The sequence below is a fragment of the Amycolatopsis sp. FBCC-B4732 genome, assembly GCF_023008405.1.
Lineage (GTDB): Bacteria > Actinomycetota > Actinomycetes > Mycobacteriales > Pseudonocardiaceae > Amycolatopsis > Amycolatopsis pretoriensis_A.
In genome coordinates this window covers 7,984,314-8,001,620 of record NZ_CP095376.1, presented here as the reverse complement: position 1 = coordinate 8,001,620, position 17,307 = coordinate 7,984,314, and the positions used below count along the sequence as shown (strand labels likewise).

14 protein-coding genes are annotated in these 17,307 nt (G+C 73.0%); 9 read left to right on the top strand and 5 right to left on the bottom strand.

Annotated features, from left to right (window positions below):
- Window positions 1-40: 40 nt before the first annotated feature.
- Complete coding sequence (locus tag MUY14_RS35860; RefSeq protein ID WP_281506343.1) at window positions 41-895, top strand: hypothetical protein; 855 nt, start codon at window positions 41-43, stop codon at window positions 893-895.
- Window positions 892-1,533 (top strand): IclR family transcriptional regulator, encoded by a 642-nt coding sequence (locus MUY14_RS35855; protein WP_247015969.1) that lies wholly within the window; start codon window positions 892-894, stop codon window positions 1,531-1,533. The genes MUY14_RS35860 and MUY14_RS35855 overlap by 4 nt, the downstream gene beginning before the upstream one ends.
- On the opposite strand, the gene MUY14_RS35850 is transcribed toward MUY14_RS35855, so the two are convergent.
- A complete protein-coding gene (locus MUY14_RS35850; RefSeq protein ID WP_247015968.1) occupies window positions 1,530-2,177 on the bottom strand; it encodes a DUF998 domain-containing protein in 648 nt (215 codons plus the stop codon). The two genes, MUY14_RS35855 and MUY14_RS35850, sit on opposite strands and share 4 nt — an antisense overlap.
- 61 nt (window positions 2,178-2,238) lie before the next feature.
- Window positions 2,239-2,826, bottom strand: a complete 588-nt coding sequence (locus MUY14_RS35845; protein ID WP_247025417.1) for a TMEM165/GDT1 family protein — start codon at window positions 2,824-2,826, stop codon at window positions 2,239-2,241.
- 186 nt (window positions 2,827-3,012) lie between these two features.
- Here MUY14_RS35845 and MUY14_RS35840 point away from each other — a divergent pair, with 186 nt between their 5' ends.
- From MUY14_RS35840 to MUY14_RS35815, 5 genes are all read left to right on the top strand, one after another.
- Complete coding sequence (locus tag MUY14_RS35840) at window positions 3,013-4,005, top strand: S41 family peptidase (protein WP_247015967.1); 993 nt, start codon at window positions 3,013-3,015, stop codon at window positions 4,003-4,005.
- 38 nt (window positions 4,006-4,043) lie between these two features.
- Window positions 4,044-5,516, top strand: a complete 1,473-nt coding sequence (locus MUY14_RS35835; RefSeq protein WP_247015966.1) for a cytochrome ubiquinol oxidase subunit I — start codon at window positions 4,044-4,046, stop codon at window positions 5,514-5,516.
- A 114-nt stretch (window positions 5,517-5,630) separates the two neighbouring features.
- Window positions 5,631-6,638, top strand: coding sequence for a cytochrome d ubiquinol oxidase subunit II (gene cydB / locus MUY14_RS35830; protein ID WP_247015964.1), 1,008 nt, complete (start codon window positions 5,631-5,633; stop codon window positions 6,636-6,638).
- 56 nt (window positions 6,639-6,694) lie between these two features.
- Window positions 6,695-9,868 carry a thiol reductant ABC exporter subunit CydD gene (gene cydD / locus MUY14_RS35825; protein WP_247015962.1) on the top strand — a complete coding sequence of 1,058 codons (3,174 nt, stop codon included), beginning with the start codon at window positions 6,695-6,697 and terminating at the stop codon, window positions 9,866-9,868.
- A gap of 896 nt (window positions 9,869-10,764) precedes the next feature.
- On the top strand, window positions 10,765-11,868 hold the full coding sequence (locus tag MUY14_RS35815; protein ID WP_247025415.1) for a GAF domain-containing sensor histidine kinase: 1,104 nt from the start codon (window positions 10,765-10,767) through the stop codon (window positions 11,866-11,868).
- Window positions 11,869-12,076: 208 nt separating this feature from the next.
- Here MUY14_RS35815 and MUY14_RS35810 read toward each other — a convergent pair whose 3' ends face one another.
- Window positions 12,077-12,703, bottom strand: coding sequence for a response regulator transcription factor (locus tag MUY14_RS35810; RefSeq protein WP_072475190.1), 627 nt, complete (start codon window positions 12,701-12,703; stop codon window positions 12,077-12,079).
- Between the two features lie 284 nt (window positions 12,704-12,987).
- Here MUY14_RS35810 and MUY14_RS35805 point away from each other — a divergent pair, with 284 nt between their 5' ends.
- Window positions 12,988-13,482, top strand: a complete 495-nt coding sequence (locus MUY14_RS35805) for an excalibur calcium-binding domain-containing protein (protein WP_247015960.1) — start codon at window positions 12,988-12,990, stop codon at window positions 13,480-13,482.
- Window positions 13,479-14,129 carry a class F sortase gene (locus tag MUY14_RS35800; protein WP_247015958.1) on the top strand — a complete coding sequence of 217 codons (651 nt, stop codon included), beginning with the start codon at window positions 13,479-13,481 and terminating at the stop codon, window positions 14,127-14,129. The genes MUY14_RS35805 and MUY14_RS35800 overlap by 4 nt, the downstream gene beginning before the upstream one ends.
- Here MUY14_RS35800 and MUY14_RS35795 read toward each other — a convergent pair.
- Window positions 14,099-16,357 (bottom strand): helicase-associated domain-containing protein, encoded by a 2,259-nt coding sequence (locus MUY14_RS35795; protein WP_247015956.1) that lies wholly within the window; start codon window positions 16,355-16,357, stop codon window positions 14,099-14,101. The genes MUY14_RS35800 and MUY14_RS35795 overlap by 31 nt on opposite strands.
- 14 nt (window positions 16,358-16,371) lie before the next feature.
- Window positions 16,372-17,184 (bottom strand): excalibur calcium-binding domain-containing protein, encoded by an 813-nt coding sequence (locus tag MUY14_RS35790; RefSeq protein ID WP_247015954.1) that lies wholly within the window; start codon window positions 17,182-17,184, stop codon window positions 16,372-16,374.
- Window positions 17,185-17,307 lie beyond the last annotated feature (123 nt).

The following is a 17,307-nucleotide window of genomic DNA, read 5'->3' as shown; positions in this document are numbered from 1 at the left end:
CATGCCGTACGCTACTAGCGTGTCAGTCGTGTCAAGCGCTGTGGAACTCACGCCCCCCGGCCCCCGTGGGATTCCTCCCCTGTTCGCGAGGCTCGTCGACGACTCGGCGCTGTTCCCTCCGGGCGATGCGGCCATGCCCGAAGCCCTGCGCGCGCATTTCGCGAGCCGGGAGTCCGAACACGCCGGTGTCCTGGGGGTTTTTCTCTGCCAGGCCTCGCGGTTGCCGGAGCTGATCACCGAGCTGATCAAGATCAAGCCGAAGCAGCCCCTGCCGCTTTCGCTGATCATCGACACCGGCCTCGGCGGCGTCCCGAAGGCCATCTCGATCGTCGAGTCGCGCAGTGAGCTGCTGGCGCTGCGGATGGTCGAGATGCCCGCGCCGTCGGACGTCGACGAGGTGTGGCTGGAGCGCGTCTCGGAGTTCGTCCCCGAGGACGTCATCCGGGTGGTCGAGCCGCGGCGCGGCGTCGGCTGGCTGGACGGCGTGCGCAAGGTGATCGAGCACGGCAGCTGGCCGAAGATCCGCTGCGGCGGCAAGGCGGGGGAGAACTTCCCCAACGTCGACGAGGTCGCGGACTTCCTCGCCGTCGTCTCCGGATCGAGCGGGGCGTCGTTCAAGGCGACGAACAGCCTGCACCGCGCGGTGCGGCACACGGACCCGGACACCGGCTTCGTGCACCACGGCTTCCTCAACCTGCTCGTGGCCTCCGCGCGCAGCCTCGCCGGCGGCGACGTCCGGGCGGCGCTGGAGTCGACCGACGCCCAGGCGCTGGCCGACGAGGCCCGGGCGCTGTCCGAGCCGGCCGCGAAGGCCGTGCGGGCGCTCTTCGCGTCGTACGCGGCCGCGTCGTTCGATGAGCCGGTCGCCGACCTGGGCGAACTCGGCTTGCTGTGACCAGCCGGGAGGGGTCGCTGACGCTCGACCGGGGGTTGGCGCTGCTGCAGGCAGTGGCCGACGCCGGCGGCGACGCGGCGACCATCTCCGAGCTGGCGGTCACCATCGGGGCCAGCCGCGCGGCCGTCTACCGGCTGCTCGTGCCGCTGTCGGAGCGCGGGCTGGTCTGGCGCGACGGCACCAAGGTCCGGCTCGGCGTCGGCCTGCTGCGGCTGGCCGGGCAGGTTCTCCCGCAGCTGCGGGACGCGGCCGGGCCGGTGCTGCGCGAGCTGGCCGAGAAGGTCGGCGCGACCGCCCACCTGTCGGTCGCGCAGGGGACGCAAGCGCTTGCGGTGGCGGTCGTCGAGCCGTCGTGGACGAACTTCCACGTCGCCTACCGCGTCGGGAGCCGGCACTCGCTGACCGCCGGCGCGGCGGGCAAGGCGATGTCGCTGCGGCCGGGCGGCGACGGCTGGGTGACGTCGGCGGGTGAGCTCGAAGCAGGGGCGTCCGGGGTCGCGGCCCCGGTCCGCGGGGTGCCGGGGCTGAAGGCGAGCGTCGGCGTCGTCTCGATGGAGCCGTTGAAGGCCGCCGAGGTGGGCCCGCAGGTCGTCGCGGCCGCCCTCCGGCTGGCCGACATCCTGAAGACCGACAGCTAGCGCAGCGGCCGGACCATCGTCAGCAGCAGCGTGACGTCGACCGTGAACAGCAGCCGCTCGAACAGGCCCAGCGTGACCTCCTGGTTCGCCGGGCCGAGCACGAGCGTGAGGACGAACCCGCCGAGCACCACGCCGACGCTGGCGAAGCTCGCCGTGGCCAGGCACCGGATCGTCGTCCGCCGCGGCTCCCACGGGCAGCGCTCGCGGCCCTTCTTGGTCAGCACGAACGCGGCCGCGGGCAAGGCGACGAACGCCGTGAGCGCGGCGAGGTTGTGGACCTGTCCGGCCAGCGAACGCGCTTGGCCGTCCGGGTCGACGGGGACGAGCCCGCACACGAGCAGCCCGGCCGACCACACGCCGAGCAGCACGCAGACGGCGGTGGTGCCCGGCCGGTGCGCCTTCGCGATGCCGGCGAGCAGGGCGACCGAGCCGAGCGACAGGGCCAGGCACATCACGCTGAACAGCGGCGCGGCCGAGCCGTTGCCGAGGCGGCCGTAGACGTACTCCGACAGGGTCTGCCAGATCGGGCTCACCTGCCCGGACAGGCGCAGGTGCAGGTCGATCGAGATGACCACCGCGAGACCGATGCCGCCGAGCGCGATCCGGCCGTGCACGGGCGAGACGGCAGGCAGTGGCTTGTTCACCTGGCTTCCACCCTTTCGTTTCCGAAAGGTTACCCGGCGACCCTGTGAAGGAGCTGTCGGCTCAGAAGGCCAGCTGGATCAGCGCGAAGGCCGCGAAGCCGGCGAAGACGAACCCGGCGCCGCGCTGGATCAGCTTCGGCTTGATCCGGTTGCGGATCTTCCCGCCGATGAACACGGCCAGGCCGGCGACGATGACAAGGGCGGCGAAGGCGCCGATGCCGACGGCGATCGGGTTGCCGATGCGGGCGGCGAGGCTGGCCGTGGCGAGCTGGGAGGCGTCGCCCCACTCGGCGGCGAAGAGCACGCCGAACGACGTCATCGCGGAGCGCAGGAAGGTCTGCGGCGTCGGGCCGGTGCGCGAAGCGTCTTCACCGGCTTCGTCCGCTTCGCTGAATCCCTCGCGAAGGAGCATGAAAGAACCGAGGCCGAACATCGCGGCGACGACGAGGGAAAGGACGAGGTCCGGCAACAGCGTCAGGACACTGCCGAACGCGACGGCGATGACACATTGCACGGCGAACGCGGCGCACACGCCGGCGAACACCGGACCGCCGCGGAAACGAGTGGTCAGCACCAGCGTCGCGACCAGCGTCTTGTCCGGCAGTTCCACGGCGAGGACCAGGCCGAACGCGCTGATCAGCGCCACCATCGCGGAATTCATGTGCTTTCTTCGCCCCTTTCACTGCAACGATAAAGGGGTGATTCAGAGTTCCGCAAGCTGATGGCGTTCGCGAAATCGACGGGTCGGCGGCCATGAATTTGTCATCCAGTCCGGGCGCACAATTTTCTTCGGCATGCCGAATTTTCGTTTGTGGGCTGCGGTAGGTTGAGCGGTATGGGGTCACAGGCGCGTGCTGCGCAGGTCAACGAAGTCATCCGCCGGCTGGAAGCGCACTACGTCTTCCCCGACGTCGCGGCGAAACTGGCGGACGCGCTCCGCCACCGGCTCGATGACGGTGCGTACGCGGACGTCGACGACGCGGAGTTCGCGACGCTCGTCACAGCGGACCTGCAGTCGGTCAACGGGGACCCGCACCTGCGCCTGCGCCACCACACCGACCCGGTGGCCGACGACGGCGACGCGGCGGTGAACTCCGACGGCTTCCGGATCGAGGCCGAGCTGGAGAGCTACGGCATCGCCGAGGTCCGGCGGCTCGCCGGCAACGTCGGCTACCTCGACACGACGATGCTGTACCCGGCGGAGCTGGCCGGCCCGGCGATCGCGGCCGCGATGACGCTGCTCGCGCCGGCCGACGCGCTGCTGCTGGACGTGCGCCGCAACCGCGGCGGCAGCCCGGGCACCAGCGCGTTGCTCCAGACCTACCTGGTCGACGAGCAGGTGCACTACCTCGACATCTACGAGCGCGAGGGCGACAAGACGACCCAGATGTGGACGCTGCCGTACGTGCCGGGCCCGCGCTTCGGCGGCACGAAGCCGATCTGGGTGCTGACCGGCCCGCGGACGTTCTCCGGCGGCGAGGACCTGGCGTTCTCGCTCCAGCAGCAGGGCCGCGCCAAGACGGTCGGCGAGGCCACCCGCGGCGGCGCCCACCCGCGTGAGCAGTACAAGGTGGACACCTACCTCGACGTCACGATCTCGATCGCGCGCTCGCTCCACCCGGAAACGGGGGAGAACTGGGAAGGCACCGGCGTCCGCCCCGACCTGCCGGTGGCGGCCGGCAAGGCGTTCGACACGGCGTACGGGCTCGCGTTGCGCCACGTTCTCGAGCTCGGGGACGACGGCCCGCGCCGCGCGGTGGCGGACGAGGCCCGCCGGGCACTCGACCAGGTGAAGGACGTTGGTCCTGGGGTGGACGGGACCGTTTGATCTAGCTGCCCCATCCGCGCCGGAGCACGCTGGACCACGTGGAGGTCCTAGAGCTAGCGCGGTGGCAGTTCGGCATCACCACCGTCTACCACTTCCTGATGGTTCCGCTGACCATCGGGCTGTCGATCCTGGTCGCGGCGATGCAGACCCGGTGGGTCCGCACCGGCGAGCTGCGGCACCTCAAAATGACGAAGTTCTGGGGCAAGCTGCTGCTGGTCAACTTCGCGATGGGCGTCGTGACCGGCATCGTGCAGGAGTTCCAGTTCGGGATGAACTGGAGCGCGTACTCCCGCTTCGTCGGCGACGTCTTCGGCGCGCCGCTGGCCATGGAAGGGCTCGTTGCGTTCTTCGTCGAGTCGACCTTCCTCGGCCTGTGGATCTTCGGCTGGGACCGGCTGCCGAAGAAGGTGCACCTGGCGTGCGCCTGGGCGTTCTCGCTGGCCACGATGGCTTCGGCATACTTCATCCTTGCGGCGAACTCGTGGATGCAGCACCCGGTCGGCGTGACGTTCGAGAACGGCAAGCCGACGATGAACTCGATCTGGGCGGTGCTGACGAACAACACGGCGCTGGCCGCTATCCCGCACACCCTGGCGGGCGCGTTCTCGGTGGCGGCGGCGTTCCTGGTGGGCGTCGCGGGCTGGCACCTCTGGCGGCGGCGCTCGAACCAGGACGTCTGGCGCTCGTCGCTGCGGCTCGGCGGCTGGGTCGGCATCGCGGCCTTCGCCGTCCTCGCCGTCACCGGTGACGCGCAGGGCAAGCTGATGTTCGAGCAGCAGCCGATGAAGATGGCCTCGGCGGAAGCGCTGTGCCACACGGAGCAGCCGGCGAGCTTCTCGATCATCGCGATCGGCGACGTCGCGGGGTCGAACTGCGAGGACGTCAAGACGTTCAACGTGCCGGCGCTGCTCTCGTTCCTGGCGCACAACGACTTCAAGACCGAGGTCAAGGGCGTCGAGGACCTGATCACGGAGTACCAGGCGAAGTACGGCACCAACTACCCGGACGACCCGGCGCTCGGCTCGCTCGCGGGCAAGCCGATCGACTACGTGCCCAATCTCCCGGTGACCTACTGGGGCTTCCGCATGATGATCGGCTTCGGCGCGGTGTCGGCGGGCATCGGGCTGCTGGCCCTGTGGCTGACCCGCCGCGACCGGATCCCGACCACGCGCTGGTTCCCGCTGCTGGTGCTGGGCGGCATCGCGACGCCGTTCCTCGGCAACAGCGCGGGCTGGATCTTCACGGAGATGGGCCGTCAGCCGTTCGTGGTGGTCCCGAACCCGTCGGGCGTCGACGGGGTGTGGATGTTCACGGCCCAGGCGGTGTCGCGGCTGACGACCGGTGAGGTGTGGACGTCACTCATCGCGCTGACCACGGTGTACGCGGCTCTCGGCGTGGTCGAGCTGTTCTTGATGCGGAAGTACATCCGCGGCGGCGTCGAAGCGGTGATGCCCCCGGAAACGCAGGATTCCGACAAACCGGGCGAGGACACGCTCGCCTTCGCCTACTGAGGTGCTGACGATGAGTGCCGATGTGATCACCCTCGCGGGTTACCCACAGCCTACCTGTGGACAACTCGGCAAGTTGTGGACAACTCACGGCGACCAGGTGGGAGGAGCGGCCCGATGACCCTCGAAATCGTCTGGTTCGTCGTCATCGCGTTCTTCTGGCTCGGCTACCTGTTCCTCGAAGGGTTCGACTTCGGCGTCGGCATGCTGCTGCCGATCCTGGCGCGCGACAACACCGAACGCCGGGTCATGGTCAACACCATCGGGCCGGTCTGGGACGGCAACGAGGTCTGGCTGATCGTCGCCGGCGGAGCCATGTTCGCGGCCTTCCCCGGCTGGTACGCCAGCCTGTTCTCGGCCGCCTACCTGCCGCTCCTGCTCCTGCTGCTCGCCCTCATCGGCCGCGGCGTCGCCTTCGAATACCGCGGCAAGGTCGACTCCGACCGCTGGCGGCGGAACTGGGACCGCGTCATCGTGCTCGGCTCGTGGGTCCCGCCGCTGGGCGTCGGGCTCATCCTCGCGACCACCGTGCTCGGCCTGCCGCTGGACGCCGAGGGCAACCGCGCCGGGTCCGCGTTCGCCGCCCTTCGCTGGGACACCCTGCTCGGCGCGGTCGCCATCGCCGCCTTCTCGATCACGCACGGCGCCGCGTTCCTGGCCCTCAAGACCAGCGGTGACCTGCGGGAACGCGCCCGCAGGCTGGCGATTCGCGCGCTGCCGCTCGCGATGGTGCCGATCGTCGCCTTCCTGGCGGTCGTCCAGTGGCGCGAAGGCACGCTGTGGACGCTGCTCGCGTTCGGCGTTGCCGCCGTGGCGGCGGTCGTCGCCTGGCTGCGGCTGCGCGCCGACCGCGACGGGCAGGCGTTCGCCGCGCTCGGCGTCGTCATCGCCGGGGCCGCGGTGGTCCTGTTCGGTTCGCTCTTCCCGAACGTCCTGCCCTCGACCCTGGACGCCGCCGACACGCTCACCATCGAGGGCGCCGCGTCGAGCCCGTACACGCTGACGGTGATGACCTGGGTCGCCGTCTTCGGCGCCCCGGCCGTGCTGATCTACCAGGGCTGGACGTACTGGGTGTTCCGCAAGCGCATCGGGACCCAGCACATCCCGGCGGTCCACGCACCGTGAGGCCCCGGCCGTCCCAGCTTCCCGGGCGCGCTCCCCTTTCCGCCTCGGAGTCCACAGTGGACTCGGCGCGGCCGGGAAAGGGCCCGCTCGGCGCATTGCCGGCCCTGGTGCCGGCTGTGCGTCGAGCGCTGGCCCTGGTGGGGTTCCTTTCGTTCCTCAACGCCGCCGCGCTGGTGGCGCAGGCGTTCCTGCTCGCCGACGTCCTCGCGGCGATCGTCGGAGCAGGCTCCGGGGGAAGCACCGCCCAGCTGGCCGCGCTGCTCGCACTCGTCGCGACGCGCGCGCTGACCGGCTGGGCGGTGCGCACGGTTTCGGCCCGCGCGGCCGCGACGTCCCAACGCGAGCTGCGCGCCCGGGCCGTCGACCACGCGCTGCGCCTCGGCCCCGAGTGGATCGCCCGGCGCGGCCACGGCGAGCTGACCGCGCTGACCACCCGCGGCCTCGACGCGCTCGACGCGTACTTCCGCGAATACCTGCCCGCCCTCGTGACGGCGGCCGTCGTCCCGCTCGGCGCCGGCGCGGCGATCCTGTTCGCCGACTGGCCGTCCGGCGTGATCATCGCCCTGACCGTCCCGCTGCTCCCGATGTTCGCGATCCTCGTCGGCAAGTACACGGCCGGGCGCGTCGCCGGCGCGACCGACGCCACGCACCGGATGTCCGGGCTGCTGCTCGAGCTCGTGCGCGTGCTGCCGGTGCTGACCGCGTTCCGCCGCGCGGCCGCGCAGGGCGAGACGGTCCGGCGGCTGTCGGAACGCCACCGCCGCGCGACGCTCAAGACGTTGAAGGTCGCCTTCTCCTCGGCGTTCGTCCTCGAGCTCGCCGCGACGCTGTCGGTGGCGCTGGTCGCGGTGGTCATCGGCGTCCGGCTGGCCGGCGGTCACCTGCCGCTGGCCATCGGGCTCGGCGTGCTGGTCCTCGCGCCGGAGTGCTACCAGCCGCTGCGCGCGGTCGGCGCCGCGTTCCACGCCAGCGAGGACGGCGTCGAAGCGGTCCGGCGCGTCGCCGACCTGCTGGCCACGCCGGCCCCCGCGGCCGGCACCGCGATCCCCGCCCGCGGCGAGCTGCGGGTGTCTTCGCTGCGCGTGGCCCGGCGCGACGGGTTCGCCCCCGACGGCGAGACGTTCTCGGTCCGCCCCGGTGAAACGGTCTGGCTCCGCGCCCCGAGCGGCGGCGGCAAGTCGACGACGCTCTCGGCCCTCCTCGGTTTCGTCCCGGCGCACGACGGCGCCATCACGGTCGGGCCGGTCGACCTCGCCGACGCCGACCTCGAGCGGTGGCGCGAGCAGGTCGCGTGGGTGCCGCAGTCGCCGGTCTTCACCGGCGGCACGGTCCGCGAGGAGGTCGGCTCGGCCGCCCTGCTCGACGAACTCGGCCTGACCGGGCTCGCGGACCGTCCGGTCGCGAAGCTGTCGCTCGGCCAGCGCCAGCGCGTCGCCGTCGCCCGCGCGCTGGTCCGGGTCGAGCGCGGTGCCTGGCTGCTCCTGCTCGACGAGCCGACGGCCCACCTCGACGAGGCCACCGCGCGCCTGGTCCTCGACGCCGTCCAGCGCGCGGTCGACAACGGCGCCGCGGCCGTCATCGCGGCCCACGAGCGCACGGCGGCGGTTTCCCTCGCGCCCGAGGTTTTTGCTATTCCTGAACCGTCCACAAAGGATACTTCGAACGAGTCCCTGGGCTGGCGCGCGCTCCTCGACGGCCGGCTTTTCGGGGGAGCGGCGTTGGGTGCGGTGGCGCTACTGGCCGGGGTGGCGCTGACCGCGACGTCGGGCTGGCTCATCGCGAAGGCGTCGCAGCAGCCGCCGATCCTGACCCTGACGGTCGCGGTCGTCGGCGTCCGCGCGTTCGGGCTGGGCCGCGCCGGGCTGCGCTACGTCGAGCGTCTGGTCACCCACGACGCCGCGTTCCGCATCGCCGGCCGGCTGCGCGTGCGGTTGTGGAATTCCCTGGTCCGCCTCGGCCCCGCGCGCGGCCTGCGGGCGGGCGAAGGGCAACGCCGCCTGGTCGCCGACGTCGACACCGTGCGCGACCTGCTGCCCCGGGTGGTCTCGCCGCCGCTGGTGGTGGCACTGGTCGCGGCCGGCGCGATCGCCGTCCAGACGTGGGTCCTCCCCGCGGCCGGCCTGACCCTCGCGGCGGCGGTGGCCCTCGGCCTGTGCGCGCCGTGGGTCGCGCTGCGCACCGAACGCCGGGCGACGTCGGCGCTGGCGACGGGCCGCCGGGACGTGGCCTCGCGAGTCCTGGTCCTGTTCGAAGCGGCGGCCGAACTCCTCGCTTTCGGCACGGCCCGCGCCCACCGCGGCGCGCTGGCGGACGCCGACACCCGCCTGGCCGCGCAAGCCCGCCGTCAAGCGTTCGGCGCGGGCGCGGCGGAAGCGCTGGTGACGCTGGCGTGCGGAACGGCCGCGGTCCTCAGCACGGCGTTCGCCGCTTCGGCGGTCTCGGCCGGGCAGCTCGACCCGGTCCTGGCGCCCCTGCTCGCGCTGGTGCCGCTCGCGCTGGCGGAGGTCCTCGCGCTGCTGCCGCCGGTGGCGCAGCACTGGGACACGCTGCAGCGCGCCCGCCACCGTCTGGCCGACGCGCCGCCCGCGGCTGCCCGGCCCACGCACCCCGGGACCGGTGTCGAGCTGAAGGGAGCGGACCTCGGCTGGCCGGACGGCCCGGTCGTGCTCCACGACGTGGACGTCACCCTCGCGCCGGGCACGTACGCCGCGGTGGTCGGCCCGAGCGGCGCGGGCAAGTCGACGCTCGTCGCCGCCCTGCTGGGGTTCCTCACCCCGCGCGACGGTGTGGTCAGCGTTCCGGACGTCGTCGCGTGGGCACCGCAGGAGCCGATGCTCGCGGCCACGACGGTCGCCGAGAACCTCCGCCTCGCCCGCCCCACGGCAACCGAGGAGGAGCTCCGGCAAGCGCTCCACGAGGCCGCCCTCGACGACGTCGACCCGGCCACACTCCTCGGCAGCGGCGGCACCGGCCTGTCCGGCGGCCAAGCCCAGCGAGTCGCACTGGCCCGAGCGCTCCTCGGCGCACCGACGGCGGGGCTCGTCCTGCTGGACGAACCGACCGCGCACCTCGACGAACCGACGGCCCAGGCGGTGCGCACCCACCTGCGCGAAGCCCTGGCCGGCCGCACGGTGCTGCACGTGACCCACCGAGCCGACGAGGCCGCCGGCGCGGACGTGGTCCTCGAGGTCCGCGACGGCCGCGTGGTGACCCGGGTACCGGTGCCGTGATCGCACCGCCACTGCGCCGCGCGATAATGACGGCACTCATGGATCCGACGCTTGCCGCGCGGGCACTGTCCGCCGCCACCGAGATCACGAGCACCGCCCTTTCCGGCGACGACCCGGGCGCGGTGCTCGACACGGTCGTAGCCCGAGCAGCCGAGCTAGCCGACGCCGACTTGGGCTTGGCAATGGTGAGCGCCGACGACGGCCGCGTGGTGGTCGAGGCCGCCCACTACGCCAGCCCCCACCCGGCCGCGGGCGGCCACGTCGGGTCCGCAGCCGGCCTGGGGTTCGGTGCGCGCACGGCCGAGCCCGGTGCCGCGCCCGGCGAGCCGACCGCGGGCCAAGGGGTCGATCGCACCGCTGGTCCGGTCGCTAGCGGCTCCACCAGTGCGCTCGCCGGTCCGAGCGTGGGTGACGCCGCAGGCCCAGGGGTCGATCGCACCGCTGGTCCGGCCGCAAGCGGCCCCGCCAGCGCGCTCGCCGGTCCGAGCGCGGGTGACGCCGCCAGCCCAGGTGCCGATCGCACCGCTGGTCCGGCCGCAAGCGGCCTCGCCGGTCCGAGCGCGGGTGACGCCGCGGGCCCAGGTGCCGATCGCACCGCCGGTCTGGCCGCAAGCGGCCCCGCCGGCGCGCCCGCCGGCGCGAGCGCGGGTGACCCCGCCGGCCCAGGTGCCGATCGCACCGCCGGTCCGGTCGCAAGCAGGCCCGTCGGCCCGAGCGCGGGCGACACCGCCAGCCCCCGCGCCGCCGGTCTGGCCGCAAGCGGCCCCGCCGGCGCGCCCGCCGGCGCGAGCGCGGGTGACCCCGCCGGCCCAGGTGCCGATCGCACCGCCGGTCCGGTCGCAAGCAGGCCCGTCGGCCCGAGCGCGGGCGACACCGCCAGCCCCCGCGCCGCCGGTCTGGCCGCAAGCGGCCCCGCCAGCGCGCCCGCCGGCGCGAGCGCGGGTGACCCCGCCAACCCAGGCGCCGACCGCACCGCGGGCGACACCGCCAGCCCAGGCGCCGATCGCACCGCCGGCCCGGCCGCGGGCGATCCCGCCGGCTCAGGTGCCGGCGTGTCGAACGGGGAGTCGCTGCGGGGCCTCGCCCTGCCCGCCGATTCCGCTGCCGGGCACGTCGCTCGCGGGGGAGAACCCGTGGCGAGCGATGACTTCACCGTCGATCCGCGGACCGCGCCCTACGTTCCCGCCGAACTGCACGGCTATGGGCCGTTCGCGGCGGCGCCGTTCGGGTCCGGGGGGCGGGTGCTCGGGGCGCTGACCGTCTACCGGAGGCGGGGCAGGGAGCCCTTCTCCGCGGGGACCGTCGAGATGCTCGTCGCCTTCGCCGCGCAGGCCGGGGTTGTGCTCGCGCTCGCCGAGGGGGCCAACGCGCGGCATCGGGTCGCGCTGTACGAGGAGCGGGAGCGCATTGCCCGCGAGCTCCACGACGTCATCGTCCAACGGCTCTACGGCGCCGGCATGCAACTGGACCGGGTCCGGCGCAACATGCGCAAGCGGTTCGCCCAAGCCGATGGGGCTCGGCTCTCCGACGCGATCGACCAGCTCGACCAGACCATCGAGGAGATCCGCGGCACCGTGCGCGCGCTGCGGTCGCCGGAGCCTCGCCACGACACCGGCACGCCCACCGACCTCGCCGAGTCGGCGCGCGGCGAGGTCCGTATCGCCGGCGAACTGCTCGGCTACCCGCCGACACTGGAGCTGTCCGGCGAATTCGCCGACATCCCCGCGGAACACGCCGACCACATCCGGGCCGCTCTGCGCGAAGCACTGTCCAATGTGGTCAGACACTCCGGCGCGAGCGAAACCCGCGTGACGCTGGCCAGGGACTCCGACGGTGTCAAACTCCGCGTCCGGGACAACGGTTCCGGTGTTCCCCAGGGCGTCGCCACCCGTGGTCTGCGTCATCTCGCCGAACGCGCGGACGCCGCGGGCGGGAAGTTCTTCCTGAACTCCTCACCCAGTCTCGGCACACTCGTCGCGTTCGACCTCCCACTTGACTGACCGGTTCTCCTGCGGACTCAACCTTCTCGGGTCATCCAGCCTCCCTTCCACGCCCTCGAAATGATCGTACCGCTTGATCGAACACACATTCGACTCACGTTCGAGTGAATCTTGTGCGGCAAATGGCCAGGACGGCATGGCGGACCGTGACCGGTCCGTAAAAAGCACGCAGCGAACGGCGGATTGCGGACGCGCCGGTCGCGAGGGGTTACTTCTCGCGCCGCGCGATCCAGGCGGCGGCCTGGGTCCGGCGCTGCATGCCGAGCTTCGCGAGCACCGAAGTGACGTAGTTCTTGACCGTCTTCTCCGCGAGGAACAGCCGCTCGGCGATCTCGCGGTTGGACAGGCCCTGGCCGATCAGCTCGAGCACGTCGCGCTCGCGCTCGGTCAGCGTCGCCAGCTCGTCCGTCGGCGGGTGGCGCATCTTGTCCAGCACCCGCGCGGTGCTCAGCGGGTCCAGCAGCGAGCGCCCGGCCGCGACCTCGCGCACCGCGTGCACGACGTCCTGCCCGCGCACCTGCTTCAACAGGTACCCGGCCGCGCCGGCCATGATGGCGCCGACCATCGCTTCTTCGTCGTCGAACGCCGTCAACATCAGGCAGGCCGGCGGGTTCGGTTTCGACCGCAGTTCGCGGCAGAGCGTGATGCCGTCGCCGTCGCCGAGGCGGACGTCGACCACCGCGACCTCCGGTTCGACGTGCATCGCCACCGCCAGCGCTTCTTCGACGCTGCTCGCCTCGGCGACGACCTCGATGTCGGGCTCGTCGCCGAGGAGGTCGCGGAGCCCGCGGCGGACCAGTTCGTGGTCGTCGACGAGCAGCACCTGGATCGGCATACCCCGAGGTTACGGGGTCGCGCACGGCCCGGCGGCGGCCGGTCGGTGCCGTCACACGTGAATTACGTCAAACGTGTGACCGCGTGAGCCGTAACATTCCGCGCGGTACGCATTTCCGGTCCGAACACCCGCAGGTCGAAGCCGAACCGGGAAAGAATCACGGAAATCCCGCGCAGTGGTGGATCGCTGCCATTCCGGAAATTCGGGAATGGTCCGTAACGGTGTCGCGGACGTCGCGATACTAACCACGCAATCGCACCGATTCCCCTCTGAAAGGACTTCCGTTGTCCTTGTTCCGTCGTGCCCTGACGACGTCCGTCGCCGTCGCCGGGTTCGCCATCCTCGGCCCCGTCTCCTTCGCTTCCGCGCAGCTCGCGACGCCGCTCGCGGCCGACGTCGACTGCCCCGATTTCCAGTACCAGGAAGACGCGCAAGCCGTCCTGGACGCGACGCCGGGGGACCCGAACCACCTCGACGCCGACAACGACGGCATCGCCTGCGAATCCCTGCCGCACCGCCCGCAGCAGGGCAGCACCGCACCCGCGCCGACGTCCGAGCGGCCCACCACGGCGACGAAGACCCGCACCCAGCCGGCCCCGAAGACGACCACCAAGCAGCACACCGGCACCCAGGTCAAGGTCAAGCCGGTCGGCGGCGTGGCCACCGGCGGCGGCGAACCCGATCCCGAAGTCCCCGGCTTCCTGCTGCTCAGCGGCGCCCTCGTCGCCGCGGCGGCGTCCGGCGGCATGGTGCTCTACCTGCGCCGGCGCCCGAGTTGAGGTACCCGCGCCTGTGGCCCGCGGTCACGGCGGTCGTCGCCGCGCTCGGGGTGGTCCTGGCCGTGGCCCTCGTCCTCGTCCTGTCGCCGCGGACGCCGGACCCGATCGCACCGCCGAGCCCCGCGGTCCCGGCCGCCACGGGCACCTCGGGCGCCCCGGGGACCGCGACCGCGACCGCCGGCGGCCTGCCGGCGGCGAAACCGGCGTCACTGAGCATCCCGGCGATCGGCGTCCGGGCGGACGCGCTCGAGGACCTCGGGCTCACCGCGGACGGCGCGCTCGAGGTCCCGCCGGATGCCACGACGGTCGGCTGGTTCACCGGGGCGCCGTCGCCCGGCGAGGTCGGCCCGGCGGTGCTGGCCGCGCACGTCGACTACAAGCACGTGCCCGGCGCGTTTTCCCGGCTCAAGGAATTGCGCCCCGGCGAGCAGGCCCGGGTCGGCCGCGCCGACGGGCGGATCGCGGTCTTCACCGTCTACCGCGTCGACCGCTACGCGAAAGCCGAATTCCCGACCGGTCAGGTGTACGGCGACACGGCCGATCCCGAGCTGCGGCTGATCACCTGCGGCGGCGCGTTCGACCGGGCGAGCGGCAACTACCTGGACAACGTCGTCGTCTACGCCCGGCTGAGCGCGGTCGAGGTCTGAGCCAGGTCGATCCGCGCGAGCTCGAGCCGCCGGTAGGCGTGCTCCCCGAGCGACCAGACGTCGAGGACGTCGCCGTCGAGCTCGGGATACGCGATCACCAGCCGCGCGGGCTCGGCTTCGGCCGCGCGGTACACGACGTCCACCGGGATCCCGGCTTCGAGCTGCCAGCAGAGTTGCTGCTGCTTCGGCGTGAGCCGGCCCGCGTACCGGTCGCTCATGGCGCGCGCCAGCTGGCCGCGCAGCAGCACCGGGCCGCTCGCCGGGGCCGCCAGCAGCCGTTCGGCGTGGTCGGCGGGATCGGGCGGGAGTTCCCCGGGTTCGGCGTCGCGGAGGACGGCCTTCGGTTCGGGTTGTTCGCGCGCGGGCAGCAGGATGGTGCCGTCGGCGGCGTGGCGGGTCGGCGCGTAACCGGCTTCGCGCAACGCTTCGAGCGTGCCGGCGGCGTCCACAGTGGACGTCAGTACCGTCGGCGCCAGGGACCGCAGCCCGAGCTTGGCGAGCCTGCGGTGCGCGGCGAGCTCGGCCAGCATCGCGGGTTCCCCGACGACGACGCTCGCGACGTCGAGCACCTGGACTTCCCCGTGCCGCCGCGCGACGTCGTTGACCAGGTACACCAGCGGTTGCGGCAGCTCGCCCGCGGCGATCGCGCCGAGGTCGGCGAGCAGCTCGGCGGCCGTCGCGCCCTGGTCGAACGCGCGCCGGACGGACGCGGGGGAGAACCGCCAGCTCGTCGCGGTGCCCTGGGCTTCGCGGTCGCCGACGCGGTCGAGCAGCGCGGCCAGCCGGGCGTCGGGTGAGCCCGGCACGATCGCCGTCAGGTCGGTGCCGAACAGCGCCGTCGTCCGCGCGCGGGCGACGAGTTCGCCGGTGACCTCGACGAGCCCGTCGCCGGACAGCAGCGCGCGCCCGGTGGCGGTGACCGCGCCGTGCGCGAGGAGGCCGAGCAGTTCACCCTCGGCGACGGCGGCCTCGACGGACGCGGCGAGGTCGTCGGTGGGCAGCAGCGGCGCGTGCCACTCGGCCAGGCGGGTCAGGTCGCCGGTGAGCGCCGCGCCGGGCTCGAGCCGCGCCAGCAGCCGCACGACCAGCCGCCGGACGAACGCGTCGACGTCCGTTCCGTGTTCGGGCGGCACCGGGTGCCACCAGGTCGTCAGCAGCAGTCGGTACAGCAGCGCCGGCGCGGGGCGGGCGAGGTCGGGATCCGGCGCGAGCGTGGGCGGCGGTGCCTTCTGGCCGCGGCGGAGAACCGGCGGCTCGTCGGCGAGCAGCAGACCCGCCTGCGCCGCGAGGTCGATGGCCAGCTCGATCTCCGCCGGCGTCGCCCCGGTGTCCTTGGCGACCTTCTTGATCAGCCGGGCCCCGATCGTGCCGTCCTTGAGCAGCGGCAACGGCTCCGCGGCGGCCAGGTCGAGCACCGCCGAAACGCGGTCGAGCAGCCGCAGCGCGGCGGCCGACGACGTGGCCTCGGCCGCCTCGGTCCCGACGTGCGTGACGGCGTACTCCGGCTCCTCGGGCGTGAAGGGCAGCCGGTGGTCCGCCCCGCGCAGGGCGAGCGAGATCTCGATCGGCATCGCGGTGCCGCCGTAGTAGGTGCCGAACAGGAACCCGTGGTCGAGCGCCCAGCCCAGCGGCGGCATGCCGTCGACCTCCGGGACGCCCTCGGCCATGTCCCGCAACACTTTCCGCGTCTGCTCGGGTGCGGTGGCGAACAGCGCGCGGACGCGGTCGCCGTCGCGGAAGTACCGGACGAGGTCCGCCGGCGGCACCCCGAGGTTGCGGGCCAGGCGCGCCCGCTGGATCGTGGTGAGGTCCGCGAGCAGGTCGGCGACGGGCTGCCCGAGTCCCTCGGCGCGGAAGCTGTTCCGCTGCAGCACTTCCAGCAGCACGATCCGGTCGCCGTCGCGCCACAGCAGCGCGCGCTCGGCGAGTTCGTCCACAGAGGACTCGACGGCGGCACCGCCGAGCAGCGCGCGGACGTCGTCGAGCGGTACGGGCCCTTGGCTGAGCGCGTCGCACAGCTGGACCGCGCGCAGCACCTGGGTCAGCGGCAGGGACAACCCGAGCAGGACTTCGTCGACGGATTCGGGTGACGCGAGCCTCGCCGCGACGACGTCGAGCCGCCGCGGCCACGGCTCCGCCAGCACGTCCGGCCGGTGGGCCAGCACCTTCGCCAGCCCGTCCCGGTCCAGGCCCGCGAGCCTGCCGAGCAGTTCCTCGGCGGTGGTCATCGGACCAGGTTAGATCACCGTTCGCAGGCCACGCCGTCGCCGTCGCGGTCGAGCGCGGACCGGTAACCCGGTTCCCCGCGGTACAGCGGGGCGGCCCCGGCTGCCTTCGCGGCGGAGCAGTTCGCGTAGTAGGCGCTGTGGTCGGGTTCCGGGGCCGGCGGAGCTTCCTCGGTCGTCCGGACGACGGGCGGCGGCTTCGGGGCCGCCTTGGTCGCGGGCGCGGGCGGGGCGACCGGCGGGGCCGCGGTGGTGGGCACCGGGGCCGGCGCGGGCGCGGGGGCGTCGATGGTGCCGTTGCACGGCGGGCCCCACAACCCGGTGGTGGCCTGCTTCGCCGCGGTTTCGGCGGCCGCGAGCGCCGGCAGGGTCGCGTTCGCCGCGTACTTCAGATAACCCAGCTGGATCGCGAGCGCCGCGTAATCGCGGCCGTCGGCCAGCGTGACCGCGATGCCTTGCGCCGTTTCCGCGCCGAGCGTCACGGCTTTGCCGGAAAGCGTCGTGGCGGCCCAGCCCAGCGATTCCGTCGCGTAGCACCCGGTGCCGGCGAGCGGGGCGACGACGCCGAGCACGTGCACCGTTTTCGTGGTGCCGTCGCTGCCGTTCACGACGACGGTGGCGCCGTCGGTCACCGTGCCGACGGTGTGGGTCACCGCGACCGGGGTCGGCGTCGGCGACGGAGTCGTGCTGGTCGGCGGGGGTGTGGCCGACGCCGGCGCCGCCGCGGCGACCGGCTTCGGTGCGGGCGCCTCGCCGAAGACGGCGCCGAGCACGAACAGGACGCCGAAGGCGGCCAAGACGATCTTCAGCCAGTTCGGAATGCGCTTCATCCGGGATTCCCTGTTCTCCGACGCGGTGTGCCGACGGTGTACTCGCGAAATCTCCCGCCGTTGTTACGCGCGTTCCCGTGATCGACCACCAGTCGTTATCGGACGGAATGTTGCCGTCACGAT

Bases quoted from the DNA above. Each gene is read 5' to 3' on its own strand.
- MUY14_RS35795 (WP_247015956.1), bottom strand. From the start codon at position 16,357: ATGACCACCGCCGAGGAACTGCTCGGCAGGCTCGCGGGCCTGGACCGG.
- MUY14_RS35810 (WP_072475190.1), bottom strand. From the start codon at position 12,703: ATGCCGATCCAGGTGCTGCTCGTCGACGACCACGAACTGGTCCGCCGC.
- cydB (WP_247015964.1), top strand. From the start codon at position 5,631: ATGACCCTCGAAATCGTCTGGTTCGTCGTCATCGCGTTCTTCTGGCTC.
- MUY14_RS35840 (WP_247015967.1), top strand. From the start codon at position 3,013: ATGGGGTCACAGGCGCGTGCTGCGCAGGTCAACGAAGTCATCCGCCGG.
- MUY14_RS35790 (WP_247015954.1), bottom strand. From the start codon at position 17,184: ATGAAGCGCATTCCGAACTGGCTGAAGATCGTCTTGGCCGCCTTCGGC.
- MUY14_RS35845 (WP_247025417.1), bottom strand. From the start codon at position 2,826: ATGGTGGCGCTGATCAGCGCGTTCGGCCTGGTCCTCGCCGTGGAACTG.